Origin of the sequence: Mesorhizobium sp. BR1-1-3 (assembly GCF_020165455.1) — a bacterium.
Classification (GTDB): Bacteria; Pseudomonadota; Alphaproteobacteria; order Rhizobiales; family Rhizobiaceae; genus Mesorhizobium; species Mesorhizobium ciceri.
In genome coordinates this window covers 149171-162745 of sequence record NZ_JAIUIC010000010.1, presented here as the reverse complement: position 1 = coordinate 162745, position 13575 = coordinate 149171, and the positions used below count along the sequence as shown (strand labels likewise).

Annotated in this window: 11 protein-coding genes; 3 read left to right on the top strand and 8 right to left on the bottom strand. The window is 63.6% G+C overall.

The features are described from left to right. Positions 1-240 precede the first annotated feature (240 nt). Positions 241-2100, top strand: coding sequence for an ABC transporter ATP-binding protein (locus LB559_RS22120; protein ID WP_224674972.1), 1860 nt, complete (start codon positions 241-243; stop codon positions 2098-2100). Further along, positions 2100-3992: an ABC transporter ATP-binding protein gene (locus tag LB559_RS22115; protein WP_224674971.1), complete on the top strand. Its 1893-nt coding sequence runs from the start codon at positions 2100-2102 to the stop codon at positions 3990-3992. The genes LB559_RS22120 and LB559_RS22115 overlap by 1 nt, the downstream gene beginning before the upstream one ends. Before the next feature lie 26 nt (positions 3993-4018). Here LB559_RS22115 and LB559_RS22110 read toward each other — a convergent pair whose 3' ends face one another. From LB559_RS22110 to LB559_RS22075, 8 genes are all read right to left on the bottom strand, one after another. Next, positions 4019-4798, bottom strand: a complete 780-nt coding sequence (locus tag LB559_RS22110; RefSeq protein ID WP_013530488.1) for an ABC transporter ATP-binding protein — start codon at positions 4796-4798, stop codon at positions 4019-4021. Continuing rightward, entirely contained in the window at positions 4795-5643 is an 849-nt protein-coding gene (locus LB559_RS22105; RefSeq protein WP_013530487.1) for an ABC transporter permease, read from the bottom strand. The genes LB559_RS22110 and LB559_RS22105 overlap by 4 nt, the downstream gene beginning before the upstream one ends. A 28-nt stretch (positions 5644-5671) precedes the next feature. Continuing rightward, positions 5672-6679 (bottom strand): ABC transporter substrate-binding protein, encoded by a 1008-nt coding sequence (locus LB559_RS22100; protein ID WP_013530486.1) that lies wholly within the window; start codon positions 6677-6679, stop codon positions 5672-5674. A gap of 200 nt (positions 6680-6879) precedes the next feature. Beyond that, on the bottom strand, positions 6880-8178 hold the full coding sequence (locus tag LB559_RS22095) for a hypothetical protein (RefSeq protein ID WP_224674970.1): 1299 nt from the start codon (positions 8176-8178) through the stop codon (positions 6880-6882). Between the two features lie 29 nt (positions 8179-8207). Beyond that, complete coding sequence (hutC, locus tag LB559_RS22090; RefSeq protein WP_013530484.1) at positions 8208-8939, bottom strand: histidine utilization repressor; 732 nt, start codon at positions 8937-8939, stop codon at positions 8208-8210. Between the two features lie 32 nt (positions 8940-8971). Further along, the gene (locus tag LB559_RS22085; RefSeq protein WP_224674969.1) at positions 8972-9997 is read right to left on the bottom strand and encodes a zinc-dependent alcohol dehydrogenase; all 1026 of its coding nucleotides are present in this window, start codon (positions 9995-9997) and stop codon (positions 8972-8974) included. 15 nt (positions 9998-10012) lie between these two features. Beyond that, on the bottom strand, positions 10013-11335 hold the full coding sequence (gene hisD, locus LB559_RS22080; protein WP_024503949.1) for a histidinol dehydrogenase: 1323 nt from the start codon (positions 11333-11335) through the stop codon (positions 10013-10015). A gap of 207 nt (positions 11336-11542) precedes the next feature. Then, positions 11543-12316 (bottom strand): SDR family NAD(P)-dependent oxidoreductase, encoded by a 774-nt coding sequence (locus LB559_RS22075; protein ID WP_224674968.1) that lies wholly within the window; start codon positions 12314-12316, stop codon positions 11543-11545. 130 nt (positions 12317-12446) lie between these two features. Between LB559_RS22075 and LB559_RS22070 the strand changes: the two genes are divergently transcribed. Beyond that, positions 12447-13550, top strand: coding sequence for a histidinol-phosphate transaminase (locus LB559_RS22070; RefSeq protein ID WP_318014181.1), 1104 nt, complete (start codon positions 12447-12449; stop codon positions 13548-13550). Positions 13551-13575: the final 25 nt, after the last annotated feature.

Below are 13575 nucleotides of genomic sequence, written 5' to 3'. Positions count from 1 at the left end.
TGCGTACACTAGGTGCTGACCTCGTCCGGCCAACGCCCTTCGGCAAGATCGGCAGGATTCCGCCGCTGGTGCCAGCCGGGTCACAGCCGCATGTTCGCTTTCCTTCAGGCACAGTGCGATGCCCGCATTGGCTCTTGAAGGGCCAAGCCAGACCCGCGTAACATAGCGCCAAGTCAACCGCTCACATTGAGTCTGCTTTATTAGTCCGGGCTAACGTCCGGATTGGTTTGGATATTTTCCTTGAACACGCAAGCAACCAGCAGCGCGCCGGAGCGCGGCAAATCGTTTGCTCACGTCGCGGAAGCGTCCTGGGGCAAGGGCCTCAGCACCTTGCTTCGCATCGTGCGCATGACACTGCGCCATCCCTGGCAGGTCGCCATCACCATCGTCTCGACCTTCATTGCCGCGACGCTGCAGCTTTTCATTCCACGCCTGCTGGGACGCGCCATCGACCAGGCGCAAGGTGTGATGGCCGCGGGTGCCGGCGCTGCGGCGGAACAGGCGCTGTGGAACACGGCGCTGACGCTGCTCGTCGTCTCGATCCTGCGCGGCCTCTTCACCATGGCGCAGAACTACTATGGCGAGGCCGTCGGTCATCGCACCGGCTATGAACTGCGGCTGGCCTTCTACGAGAAGATCCAGCGCCTGAGCTTCGCCTACCACGACAGGGTCCACACCGGCGATTTGATCACGCTCGGCCTGCTCGATCTCGACGGCGTGCGCATGTTCTTCTCCACCGGCATTTTGCGTGTGGTGCTGCTCGGCGTGCTGATCGGCGTCGGCGCCTATCTCCTGATCAGCACCGATCTCATGCTCGGGCTGCTCAGCCTGAGCTTCGTGCCGTTCGTTGCCTGGCGGTCCTCGGTCACCCAGCTCAAACTGCGCAGCACCTGGCTGACGTTGCAGGAGCGGCTGTCTGTGCTGAGCCGGGTGATGGATGAGAACCTCGGCGGCATCCGCGTCGTGCGGGCCTTTGCGGCACAGCGGCATGAGCTGGAAAAATTCGACCGCGCCAAGCGCGATGCGCTGGACCTCGCCAATCAGCGCGTCGACATCCGCGTCTCCAACACCAGCGCCATGAACTTCTCGTTCCTGGCCGCCATGGGGCTGGTGCTCTGGTTCGGCGGCCAGAAAGTGATTGCAGGCCAGATCAGCGTCGGCACGCTCGCCCAGTTCCTCACCTTCATGACCATCCTGCAGATGCCGGTGCGCCAGCTCGGGCTGATGGTCAATTCCTTCGCCCGCGCCTCGACCTGCGGCAGCCGGCTGTTCGAACTGCTCGACGCCGAGCTCGACATCGAGGACGCGCCCGGCGCCAAGGATCTCGTCGTCACCGATGGCGTGCTGCGCTTCCACAATGTGGGCTTCCGCTACGAGGGCGCGGGCGACCGGCCGACTCTGTCGGGCATCTCCTTCGAGGCGAGGTCCGGCGAGACCATCGGCATCGTCGGTCCGCCGGGCAGCGGCAAATCGACGATCGCGCACCTGATCCCGCGTTTCTACGACGTCACCTCAGGCGCGATAACCATCGACGGCCAGGACATCCGTGACGCGACGCTGCAATCGTTGCGCAAGGCGGTCGGCGTCGTGCAGCAGGACGCGTTCCTGTTCACCACCTCGATCGAGAACAACATCGCCTACGGCAATCCCTGGGCGCGCGAGACCCGCATCGGGCAGGCAGCCGAGTACGCCCAATTGCACAATTACATCATGGGCCTCCCAGCCGGCTACACCACAGTCGTCGGCGAGCGCGGCGCGTCGCTTTCCGGTGGCCAGCGGCAGCGCCTGACCATCGCCCGCAGCCTGATGCTGCGGCCGTCCGTGCTGGTCTTCGATGATTCCACCGCGGCCATCGACGCCGGCACCGAACAGCGGATCCGGGCAGCGATGAAACGCTTCGCCAGGGATCGCGTGACACTCATCATCTCGCACCGGCTGAGTTCGCTGATGCATGCCGACCAGATCCTGTTCGTCGAGGGCGGCCGGATCGTCGAGCGCGGCACGCATGAGGAGTTGCTGGCGCTCGGTGGACGCTACCGCGCGCTCCATGACCTGCAGTTGCGGCCGGACGATGAGCGGCCCGTGGCGGGAGCCGCGTGATGCAGACACCGGCCGACGACGAGAAGGAAGACACCAGCGGGCCACCGACAAAGGCGGTCGTGGGCTCGCACCGCGACGACGAAGAGGTCTTCGGCAAAGCTTATGACCCGCGCATCGTGCGGCGTATCTGGAGCTTCGTGAGGCCGTATCAGAACCGGATTTTCATCTCACTCGCCGCGGTGCTGATGTTCACGCTGACGCAACTGGCGATCCCGCTGGTCATCCGCTACGCCATCGACCACGGCATGACGGCTGGCAAGCTGGACCAATCGGTAATGATCGCCGCGATCAGCGCTTTCGCCGTGATCATCCTGATCAACTATGCTGCCAGCTATGTGCAGGAAAGCGTCGTCGGCAAGGTGGCCGAAAACGTGCTGTCGGACCTGCGCCGCGCCATGTTCAGCCATCTGCAACGGGTCTCGCTGAGCTTCATGGACAAGACCGAGGTCGGGCGGCTGATGTCGCGCCTGCAGGGCGACGTCAATTCGATGCAGGAATTCCTCGAAACATCGGTGATGTCGGTAGGCGACATCGTGCTGTTGTTCGGCATTGTCAGCGTGCTTTTGTGGCTCGATTTCCGGCTTGGCCTGCTGACGCTGTCGACCATGCCGGTGCTATTCATCGTGCGCCTTTTCTGGCTGCCGCGCGCCAAGGTCGCCTTCATGGCCGCGCACGAAACCAACTCGATCGCCAACGGCGCACTGGCCGAAGGCATCCATGGCGTGCGCACGGTGCAGAGCCTCGAGCGCCAGCACGTCAATTTCGACCTCTACGACGAAAAGGTGCTGGCCAACCTCAATGCCCATTTGAGGTCGGCGAAATACGCGCAGGTAATGGTGCCGATCGTCGACACGCTGACCGGCATCGCCATGGCAACTGTCATCGTCGTCGGCGGGTCGATGGTGCTCTCGCACAGCCTCGACATCGGCGTCATGGTGGCGTTCCTGTTCTACATCCAGCGCTTCTTCGACCCGATCCGCTCGCTGACCATGCAGTACAGCGTCATGCAGCGCGCCATGGCTTCGGGCCAGCGCATCTCCGAAGTGCTCGACGTGCCGGTCGACGTCAGCGACAGGCACGGTGCCGTGGCGCTGTCGCGCGACATGGACGGCTCGGTCGAGTTCAGGAACGTCACCTTCGGCTATAGGCCGAACCAGCCGGTGCTGAAGAACATCTCCTTCCGCGTCAACCCGGGCGAGACCGTAGCCCTTGTCGGCCCGACCGGGTCGGGCAAGTCGAGCTCGATGGCGCTGGTGCACCGCTTCTACGATGTCTGGTCGGGTGAGGTTCTGGTCGGCGGCCATGATGTGCGTGACCTCACCCAGGATTCGCTCGGCGATCAGGTGGCGATGGTGCTGCAGGAGCCGTTCCTGTTCTCCGGCTCGGTGCTGGAAAACATCCGCTACCACAAGACATCAGCCAGCCGCGAGGAGGTGGTCCGCGCCGCACAAGCCGTCGGCGCGCACGATTTCATCGAGAACCTGCCAGATGGCTACGATACCGAACTCGAGCAGCGCGGCGGCAATCTCTCGCTGGGCCAGCGCCAGCTGATCAGCTTCGCGCGCGCGCTGGTGGCGGATGCAAAGATCCTGGTGCTCGACGAAGCCACGGCCAGCATCGATTCCTACACCGAGATGCTGATCCAGAAGGCGCTGATCACGCTGCTGGAAGGCCGCACCGGGCTGGTCATCGCCCACCGTCTGGCCACTATCCGCGGCGCCGACCACATCATCGTGCTGCAGAACGGCGAGATCGTCGAAAGCGGCAACCACGAACAGCTGATGGCAAGAAAAGGCCTCTACGCCCGCCTCTACAACATGAACTACGCCTCGTTCGACGACATTTCCGAAGGCGAGCTGGAACTGGACGCGGCAGTCGGCAAGGCGACGTGATTGGGCCTGCAAACGACCGCAGGCGCCTAGGCCATTTCCGGGCGTCTTGACCCCTCGCGGATGGCCTTGTGCACGCCGCGTTGCAGATCCATGAATGCAGGGCTTTCCATCACCTCTTCGCGGCGCGGGCGCTCGATATCCACGTTGAATGTCTGCGTGATACGTCCCGGGCCGATGCCCATGACGACGATGCGGTCCGACAGATAGACGGCCTCCTCCACATCATGGGTGACAAACAGGACGGTCAACCTGTGTTCCTCCCAGATCTGGGTCAGCAGTTCCTGCATCTGATGCCGGGTCAAGGCATCGAGCGCGCCGAAGGGCTCGTCCATCAACAGCATCTTGGGCCGGTAGGAAAGCGCGCGCGCAATGGCGACGCGTTGTTTCATGCCGCCCGAGAGTTCGGCTGGATAGCGGTCCGCACTACCAGACAGCTTGACGAGTTCGAGATGCTCCAGCGCGATCCTGCGGCAGGTCGGGCGATCGTAACCAGCGGCCTTGAGCGCAAACTCGATGTTCTGCCGCGCCGTCAGCCAGGGAAGCAGCGTGTAGGACTGAAAGACGACGCCACGGTCGAGACCAGGCTGCAGGATCGGCGCGCCATCGATGCTGAGATCGCCCGCGTCGAAGTCCTGCAGTCCGGCCACGATCGACAGCAGCGTGCTCTTGCCGCAGCCCGACGTGCCGACCAGGGAGACGAACTCGTTGTCGGCAAGATCGAGGTTGATATCGCGCAGTACTTCCGTGCGCCGCTCGCCCGTGCCGAAGCTCTTGTGGAGGCCGGCGATCCGCAATTTGGGGCTCATTGCGAGCGGCCCTCTTGCTTGAACAGCACCTTTTCCAGCGCCTTCATCACCTGGTCGGTGATGAGGCCGAGCAGGCCGAGCAGCAGGATGTAGCCGATGATGGTGTTGGTCTGGAAATAGCGCTGGGACACGGTGATGCGATAACCGAGCCCCGAAGTGGCGGCGACGAGTTCGGCCAGCACCAGCCAGGTCCATGCCCAGCCCAAGCTGATGCGCAGCGTATCCCAGATGCCCGGCAAGGCACTGGGCACGACGATGCGCGTCAGGATCTTGCGATCCGGCAGGCCGAGCGTGCGCCCAAGGCCGATGAAATCGGCTGGAACCCGTTTCACATTGTCCATGATCATCAGCACCTGCTGGAAGAACGTGCCGATAAAGATGATCAGGAATTTCTGCGAATCGCCGGTGCCGGCCCACAGGATGGAGAGCGGCACGAAAGCGACGACCGGCATGTAGCGGATGAAATCCACCAGCGGCTCGATGGCCGCTTCCCAGGAACGGAAACTGCCGATCAGCACGCCGATCGGTATCGACAGGGCCGAGGCGATAAGGAAGCCGATGGAGATACGGTACATCGAGGCTTTGAGGTCCAGCCACAACGTGCCGTCGGCCGCGAGCTTGGCGATCTGCATAGCGACGCTGCCGGGCGATGGCAGGAAGATCGGCTTTACCAATCCCAGTCCGGTCGCCGCCCACCAGGCAAGGCCGAGCCCGACGAACACGGCCACCGCGATCACCAGGAAGCGCGACCTGGCGATGGGCACGCCGATGCCGGAGGATCGGCGACGCCTCGCCTGTTTCGTGGGACGAGCCGGATCCGTTTGAGCGGGACGCTCCCCGGGCATCTGCGTCACCACCGCGATCCGGCCTTGGTCATTCCGCCGCCTTGACGAATGACGGGTCGATCATCTGCTCCGGCGTCACATCGGCCTGCAGCAGCTTGGCGTTCTTGGCGGCGGCTTCGACATCGGCGAAGGTCTTGGTGGTGAAATCACCGGTCAGCGCCGCCTTGTTTTCGGCGAGTGAGTAGTAACGCACGCCGTCAAAGGCGGTGTTGAGGTCCTTGACGTCCGAACCGACAGCCTTGGCGATGATGGCGCGCCCACCGGGCGTATCGGCATTGTAGTCCTTGAGCGCTGCGTCCCAGCTCTTGATCATGGCCAGCACTTGGCCGGGCCGCGATTTGATCACCTCGTCACGCACCACCAGCACGTCGCTGATCAGGCCGGGATCCTCGCCGGCGGTGAACAGCAGCTTGAGGTCCTTGTTCTGCGCCATGGCGACGGTGAGGTACGGTTCATAGGTCACCGCGACCGGCACCTGGCCGGCGATCAAGGCGCTGCCGGCGTCGGACGCAGGCATCGGAACCGGTTTCACATCGTCGATCGACATGCCGTTCCTGGTGAGCGCGTATTTGAGCAGGATGTCGCTCGTCGTGCCTTCCTCGAAGGCCACCTGCTTGCCCTTGAGGTCCGCGATGGAGGTGACGTCCTTGCCAGCGATGATCGCGTCGGCGGTCATGGAGACGTCGAGCAGCAGCACGATCTTCACCGGCAGGCCGGCCGCAACCATGCCCATCGCCGTGTGGGTGGCGATGTTGGCGGCGTCGAGCTGGCCGCTTGCAAGTGCTGCATTGATGTCCTTGTCCTCGGCGAAGTTGACGATCTGGACGTCGCTCAGCCCGTTCGTCTTGAACAGGCCCTTGGCCTCGGCGACATGCCACTGGCCATAGCCGAGCCAGGGCTCGATGCCGATCTTGAACGCTCCTGCCTCGGGCGTGGTGGGAATGGCCGCATCGGCCGCGTAGGCCGCCGGGGCGGCGGCGAGCCCGATGGCGGCGGCCATCACGAGCGCGCGAAATTGTCCTGTTAGGTTACGCATCATCCTTGTTCCCCTTGATGATCGGACCGCTTTTTCTGACTGAGGTAGCCAGTCCGGTGAGACTGCGGGTTTCTGCTCTTGCGGCACTGTGCCTCGGCGTCTTACCTGCCACTTCATGGTGAAGTGCGCGGATATTTCAGCGTCAGCGGGAGCGGATGTCAAGGCTAAAATACATACATGCATATACAAGTTGGAAAGACTCAATTTTTACGCTCTCCGGGATCGATCCGGTCTAGAAAATCGGTCACCCGATCGGTTCCGGCAACAGGTTCGCTGCCGACCATGACCGCCACCGAAAAGGCAATAAGGGAAGAAACCGGCGTGTGGCTGCGCACGCCGGTGCGCAGGTTCATGACCAGCGTCGGCGACAGGAAGAGACCGGCCCGGAGCACCGCGCGCCAATCGGCCGGCAGCATGCCGCGCCGTTTGAGCTCAAGCAGCAACGGCCGCCACAGCGCTGTGGCCTTGACCTCCAGCAGGTCGCGGCGGACGGGGCTCAGGTCCCAGTCCGTGTCGACATGGAGCAGGTTTCCGTCCAGCCGCGCATGGGCGCGAAAAGCCTCGGTCGCGGTCGCCGGATCATAGAGCCAGAACGGGTGGGCGAAGATGTTGTGGAACGTCGCCTTCACCTCCGCCAGCAGCGTGGGGATATGCGAGCCTGCAAAGGCGGGATCGAAGAAGGACAGCTCCGCCCTCCCCGCCTTCGCCGTGTACCAGACATTGGCGTTGTGGGCGTCACCATGCGCGACCACGCCGCCTGCATTGGCAAGCCGGTCCGGCCGCAAGCGCACTGCGGCGGCATCGAAAAGCTCACCGACGCTGTCGGTGTACTGCTCGCCATTGATGACGAATTTCAGCCGGGAAAACCGATCCCAATCCAGCTCGGCACCGGGAAAGACGAACGGCTTGCCGACATAGAAATCGGCCAGCCGGCCGCCTGGCGGCAAGCGCGTATCGGCATCGATCAGCCGCTCATGAAACAGCCTGTGGATCGGTTCCGCCGCCACGTCCTCGACGGTTACCGGATGCAGCGTTTCGAGATAGACCTTGAGCAGCCTGGCCGACAGGTCGCGCTCGGCAAGAACGGCTTCTCGCCGTTTGCCGGCATCGTCCTGCGCATCCAGCGCGAACAGCACATCCGAAAACCTCGGATCCGTGCGCCGCCGATAGACAAGGATCTGCTCGCCCGGTTGGGCCGACATATGCACGGGTTGGTCGACCGGCAGGCCGGCGCGCGACAGAATCTCGGCGCGGTAATACTCGCCCGTCATCGCCTCTTCCCGCTCCTCCTGATGGAACTTGAAGAAGTAGGGCTTGCCGTCGTCCTCGAAGAAGCCGTTCAACGAATTGAGGCTGTATTTGTCGAAGTTGATGCGGACATTGCGGGGGCGCATCGCGAACAGGTCGCCCAGCAATGCCGCCAGCGCGCTTTGTGCTTCGGCAACATCATGCTGCGCGAGTGCCCGGATCCGCGCCGTGCGGCTCGGTGCCGGCGTCATCTGTCGCTCTTGCATTCGACCTGCTTCCGTCAGCTGCTTTTTGAAGGGGAATAGCGGCTGCCGAGCGAGTAGCGGCTGCCGGCATAAGTCAGCTTGCTGATCGTCGCCACCACCGCGCCCGTCCATGTCCGGCGGTGCAGGAAAAGGCAGCAGGCGCCGACATCGATGCCCAGATGCCGCGCCGTCTCGGCATCCGCCGGGATGGCGGAAATGATATGCTCGACCTCGGTCACCGGGGTTTTCTGCATGAGGTAGTCATAGGTCGCCGTCTTCGAAAAATCCTGCTTGTCATAGTCGGGGATGAGGCTCGGATTGACAAAGCGCTCTTCGAGCTGCACCGGCAGATCGTTCTCGAAATTGACGACGACGGAATGATAGATCGAGACGCGCTTTGGAAATTCGAACGACAGCGCCAGCTCTTTTGTCGGCATGATGGTTTCGAGGACGAGGACTTCGGAACGATGCCTGTTGCCGCGCTCGACGATCTCGGCTGCGATGTTGTTGATCTCGATCAGCGTCGACTGTGGCCTAGGCGGCGCGATGAAGGTCCCCACACCTTGCAGGCGGATCAGAAACCCGGCCGAGGTCAATTCTCTGAGTGCCCGGTGAACCGTCATCCGCGAGACGCCGAGTGAAGCGACCAATTCATTCTCGGACGGCAGCTTGCGATCTTTGCCCCACCGGCCCGTTCCGATGTTTGCCAGGATGTAGTCCTTCACCTTCTCGTAAAGAGGGCTGGCGGTGTCGGGCAAAGTGATCATTTCAAAAGTCCTTTCCGGCGATTCATCGGAAATCACGACTGCTCGACAGGTTGCCGCATGCGGATGATTGTTTTCAAGCCGTCGCTGCGCCCCGCCAACAGCCGCTCATAGGCAGCCGGAATGTCATCCAGGCCGATCTCCTGGTCGATCAGCGCCAGCAGCGGTTCGCTCAATTCACCCAGCATCCGCACGGCCTCGGGCAGTTCGTCGGCAAAGGCATGGCATCCCAGCAACCCGATTTCGCGTTCGACCAGCGTATTGGGATCAATGTCGAGGCGGCCGTGGAAGATGCCGACCATGGCGATCGTACCGCCGAGATCGAGAACGCCGAGCAGCTGATTGAGCGCCGCGACGCTGCCGGTCGCCTCGATGGCCGCGAGCAGCGGGGCATTGGCAGTTGCGGCGGCAACGGCGTCCCGGCTCAGATCGACGATCCGGGCACCCGTCACCCGCGCCACCCGGGCGCAGCGGCTCTGGTTGCGGTCGGCGATCAGCACGGTGCCGGCGAAGGTCCGCGACAACAGCAGGGCGGCAAGACCGCCGATCGGTCCGCAACCGACGACCAGCACGGAGCCTGTCGTTTTCGGCAGGCGCCGCACCGCGTGCAGCGCCACCGCCAGCGGCTCGGCCATTGCCGCGACCCGCTCGTCGAGCCCGGCATCGATGATATGCAAAAGCCGTGCGGGCAGCACGGCCTGTTCGGCAAAACCGCCGTCGCAGACCTCTCCGACGAAGCCCAGTGACGCGCAGAGATGACGCCTGCCGGCTTGGCATTGCGCGCAGTCTCCGCACCAGAAGCGGGAATCGGCGACAACCCTGTCACCGATAGCGAAGGCGTCGACGCCCTCGCCGGTGGCGGTCACCGTGCCGGTGAGCTCATGGCCGGCCGTCGAAGGCGACCGGCTTATCCACTGTCCCGTGCGGAAATTATGCAGGTCCGAACCGCAGATGCCGGCGGCATCGACCCTGAGCTTCACCCAGCCTGCATCCGGCGCGCCCGGCGTCGCGATGTCCTCGACGCGCAGATCGCCGGGCCCGTAAAGTCGTGCCGCCTTCATCGCGATCGGTTCCGCTCAGCCGGCAAGATAGCGGTCGCGGATCTCCGAGACCGCGTTCTCATGCGAGCTGAAGCCCTCGTAGCGGGCGAGCCTGCGGGCGTGCAGAGCGAGTTCCGGATAGGCCACCGAGGTGACATAGCCGACCGACGAGCGCTTGACGAAATCCGTCACCGAAAGCGGCCCGTAGGTCCGCGCCCAACGGCTGGTCGGCAGCACCGCATTGGGTCCAAGCACGAAATTGGCCAGCGTCACCGGCGTGTGCGGCCCCATCAGGATTTCAGCCGCCTCGGTGATGCGCCCGAGATGCGCGAACGGCTCCTTCGACAGGATCTCGAGATGTTCGGGCGCATAGTCGTTGATGAAGCGGTAGCTGTCTTCCAGCGACGCGGTCAGCACGATGCCACCGCGCTTGCCGGTCAGCACCGCGCGCGAAAACTCGACACGCTGCTCGGTCATCCGCGACCAGTGCTCCGGGATTGCAGCCAATGCGGCTTCGGCGACCTTGCGGCTGTGCGTCACCAGATAGGCCGAAGAATCCGGCCCGTGTTCGGCTTCGATCAACAGGTCGAGCGCAGCAAGCCCGCCGTCGACGCTGTCATCGGCAAAGATGATCGCTTCGGACGGCCCGGCCGGAAGGCCTGTGTTGATGACCGACGACAGCACGCTCTTGGCCGCCACCACCCAGGGGCTGCCGGGGCCGACGATCTTGAGCGCGGGCTTCACCGTCTCCGTGCCGTAGGCGACGGCGGCAACTGCCTGAGCGCCGCCGCATTTGTAGACGGTTCCGACGCCGGCGAGGCGTGCGGCGACCAACGTTGCCGCATCCACCGAACCATCCGATGTCGGCGGCGTCACGATGGCGATTTGCGGCACGCCGGCAATCACCGCCGGCACCGACGTCATCATCGTCACCGATGGGAAAGCACCCTTGCCGCGCGGCACGTAGAGCGCAACGGAAGCGATCGGCGTGTACCGGTCGCCGGCATAGGCGCCCGGCCGGACTTCCTTGAGCCACATCGTTTCCGGCTTCTGCTCCTCATGGAAATGCCTGATGTTGTCGATGCCGAACTGGATGCTCTCGACGACGTCCTTTTCCACCTTGTCGAACGCCGCGTCGAACTCGGCTTCCGACACCTGCAGCTCGCCCTCGGCGACATTGGCCTTGTCGAGTTCCCTGGCGAAGCGGATCAAGGCGGCGTCGCCTTCGTCCTTGACGGCCTGGATGATCGGCCGGACCTTCTCGACGAAGACCGTCAGATCGGCCTCGGCGCGCTTCAGCAGACTGGCGCGCTGGTCGGCATCGATGGATGACAAATCGTGGAAGCTGATGTCGGACATGGCTGCTCGTTCTCCTGGAACTCTTGGAACGCAATGACGGCTGGCGCAGGCCGGCCATATGCTGCGGGCCGACAGGTCGACCCCGGACAAGGATCAAAGCCGTCGAGAGGCTTCACTCGGGCAAAAGTATATACATGTCTATGTGACGGTCGCCAGCGATTTTTCCGTCATCCTTCCCGTCGAAACTACCGAGACAAACCTGCCTCATCAGATCGAGGCGAGAAAGCCGCCATCGACCGGAATGGACTGGCCGGTTATGTAGGCCGCCGCATCCGAAGCGAGGAACACGGCGATGCCATGCAGGTCGGAGAGATCACCGAAACGCCGCTGCGGGATCTTGGCCAGCATGGAGTGCTGCCATGCCTCGTTGTTGTAAAAAACGTCCGTCATCGCCGTCCTGAAATAGCCCGGCGCGATGGCGTTGACCCTTATGCCAAGCTCCGCCCACTCGGCCGCAAGCGCCCGCGTCATGCCGAGCAGGCCGGACTTCGACGAGCCATACGGCACCGCGGTTGGGATTCCGACTTCCGACGTCAGCGAGCACAGGTTGATGATGGTGCCGGGACGGCCGGCGTCGCGCATCTGCCGCGCGGCGGCCTGGGCGCAGAAGAACGCTCCCTTCAGATTCGTGTCGACGATGCTGTCCCACAGCGCCTCGTCGACATCGAGCGAGGGCCGCACCTCCTCCATCCCGGCATTGTTGACGAGAATGTCGAGACCACCAAGCAGGCTGGCAGCCTCGTTGGTGGCTGCGCGGCAGCGGCCGACATCGGTGACGTCGAGAGCGACGGCATGCGCCACCCCACCGACCGCGCGGATGGCGACCGTCGTGTGCTCCAGCGCGGCCAGGCTGCGCGCCGTGACCGCGACGTCGGCGCCGGCAGCACTCAGCGCTTCGGCGATGCTGCGCCCGATGCCACGGCTGGCGCCGGTGACAAGCGCCTTCCTGCCGGAGAGATCGAAGAGAGAAGCGTTGCGCATGTGATCCTCCTGGTCGGTGTCGGTTTCCGCTTCGGCGTAGAGACTATCAGGTCAAGTTACATATACAAGCATATACAAAGCATTTCAGCTGCGGTACGGATGACGAAATCCACCGCAGAGGAGCCAGCCCGTGTCGAAAGCCTCGGATATGGTCCGCACCGAAGTCAACCGCCTGTCGCCCTACAATTCCGGACTGACCATTGACGAGGTGCGGAAACGATACGCACCGGCCAGAATCGCCAAACTGGGCTCGAACGAAAACCCGCTCGGGCCCAGCCCGACCCTCGCCGCGACGATGCATGCCGGCTCCGAGATGTTCCGCCTCTATCCGGACCCTGCCGGGCGCAAGCTGCGCCAGGCGATCGGCGACAAATATGCCGTCGCCGAGGACCAGATTATCCTCGGCAACGGTTCCGAAGATCTTCTCTCCGTCATCAGCCGCGCCGTGTTGCGGCCGGGCGACGCCGTCGTCACGCTCTATCCGTCGTTTCCGCTGCATGAGGACTACACCACGTTGATGGGCGCTACCGTCAATCGCGTTGTCGTCAACGACGATCTGACCATCAATGTCGATGCGCTGGTCGAGGCGGTGCGCGAACGGCCGCGCATGCTGCTGTTCTCGAACCCGATGAACCCGGTCGGCAGCTGGCTCTCCGGCGGCAATCTGTCGAGGGTTCTGGATGCGACGAGCGACGAGACGCTGATCGTCATCGACGAAGCCTATGCCGAATATGCCAAGGGCGACGACTATGCGTCATCCCTGCCCTATCTGGGAAAGCTCGACCGGCCGTGGATCGTGCTTCGGACCTTTTCCAAGGCGTTCGGCCTGGCCGGATTGCGGATCGGCTTCGGCATCGTCGGCGACCCGGAGCTGCGCACGCTGCTCGACCGCGTCCGCACGCCTTTCAACGCCAACGGCATGGCCCAGGCCGCAGCATTCGCGGCGCTGGCCGATGACGAACACCTCGCCAGGGTCGTAGCTCTGGCCAGGGCGGAGAGAAAACGCGTCGAGACTTTCCTGGCAAGCAAGGGCCTCGACGTCGCCGCCTCCAGAGGCAATTTCCTGTTCTTCAACTGCCGGCAAGATGCCTCCGTCTTCGTCGAAGGCCTGCTGCGGCAAGGGGTCATCGTCAAACCTTGGAAGCAGCAGGGCTTTGACACCTATGTGCGTGTCAGCATCGGCTCGACTTCGGAAAACGACCACTTCATGGCCGCTCTGTCGGCGCTGTTGTGAATGCACGTCTGGGCGGATCGCTCCG

Excerpts from the sequence above, each read along its gene's own strand:
- LB559_RS22115 (WP_224674971.1), top strand. The coding sequence starts at position 2,100 with ATGCAGACACCGGCCGACGACGAGAAGGAAGACACCAGCGGGCCACCG.
- LB559_RS22075 (WP_224674968.1), bottom strand. The coding sequence starts at position 12,316 with ATGCGCAACGCTTCTCTCTTCGATCTCTCCGGCAGGAAGGCGCTTGTC.
- hutC (WP_013530484.1), bottom strand. The coding sequence starts at position 8,939 with ATGATCACTTTGCCCGACACCGCCAGCCCTCTTTACGAGAAGGTGAAG.
- LB559_RS22100 (WP_013530486.1), bottom strand. The coding sequence starts at position 6,679 with ATGCGTAACCTAACAGGACAATTTCGCGCGCTCGTGATGGCCGCCGCC.
- LB559_RS22095 (WP_224674970.1), bottom strand. The coding sequence starts at position 8,178 with ATGACGCCGGCACCGAGCCGCACGGCGCGGATCCGGGCACTCGCGCAG.
- LB559_RS22085 (WP_224674969.1), bottom strand. The coding sequence starts at position 9,997 with ATGAAGGCGGCACGACTTTACGGGCCCGGCGATCTGCGCGTCGAGGAC.
- LB559_RS22110 (WP_013530488.1), bottom strand. The coding sequence starts at position 4,798 with ATGAGCCCCAAATTGCGGATCGCCGGCCTCCACAAGAGCTTCGGCACG.
- hisD (WP_024503949.1), bottom strand. The coding sequence starts at position 11,335 with ATGTCCGACATCAGCTTCCACGATTTGTCATCCATCGATGCCGACCAG.
- LB559_RS22105 (WP_013530487.1), bottom strand. The coding sequence starts at position 5,643 with ATGCCCGGGGAGCGTCCCGCTCAAACGGATCCGGCTCGTCCCACGAAA.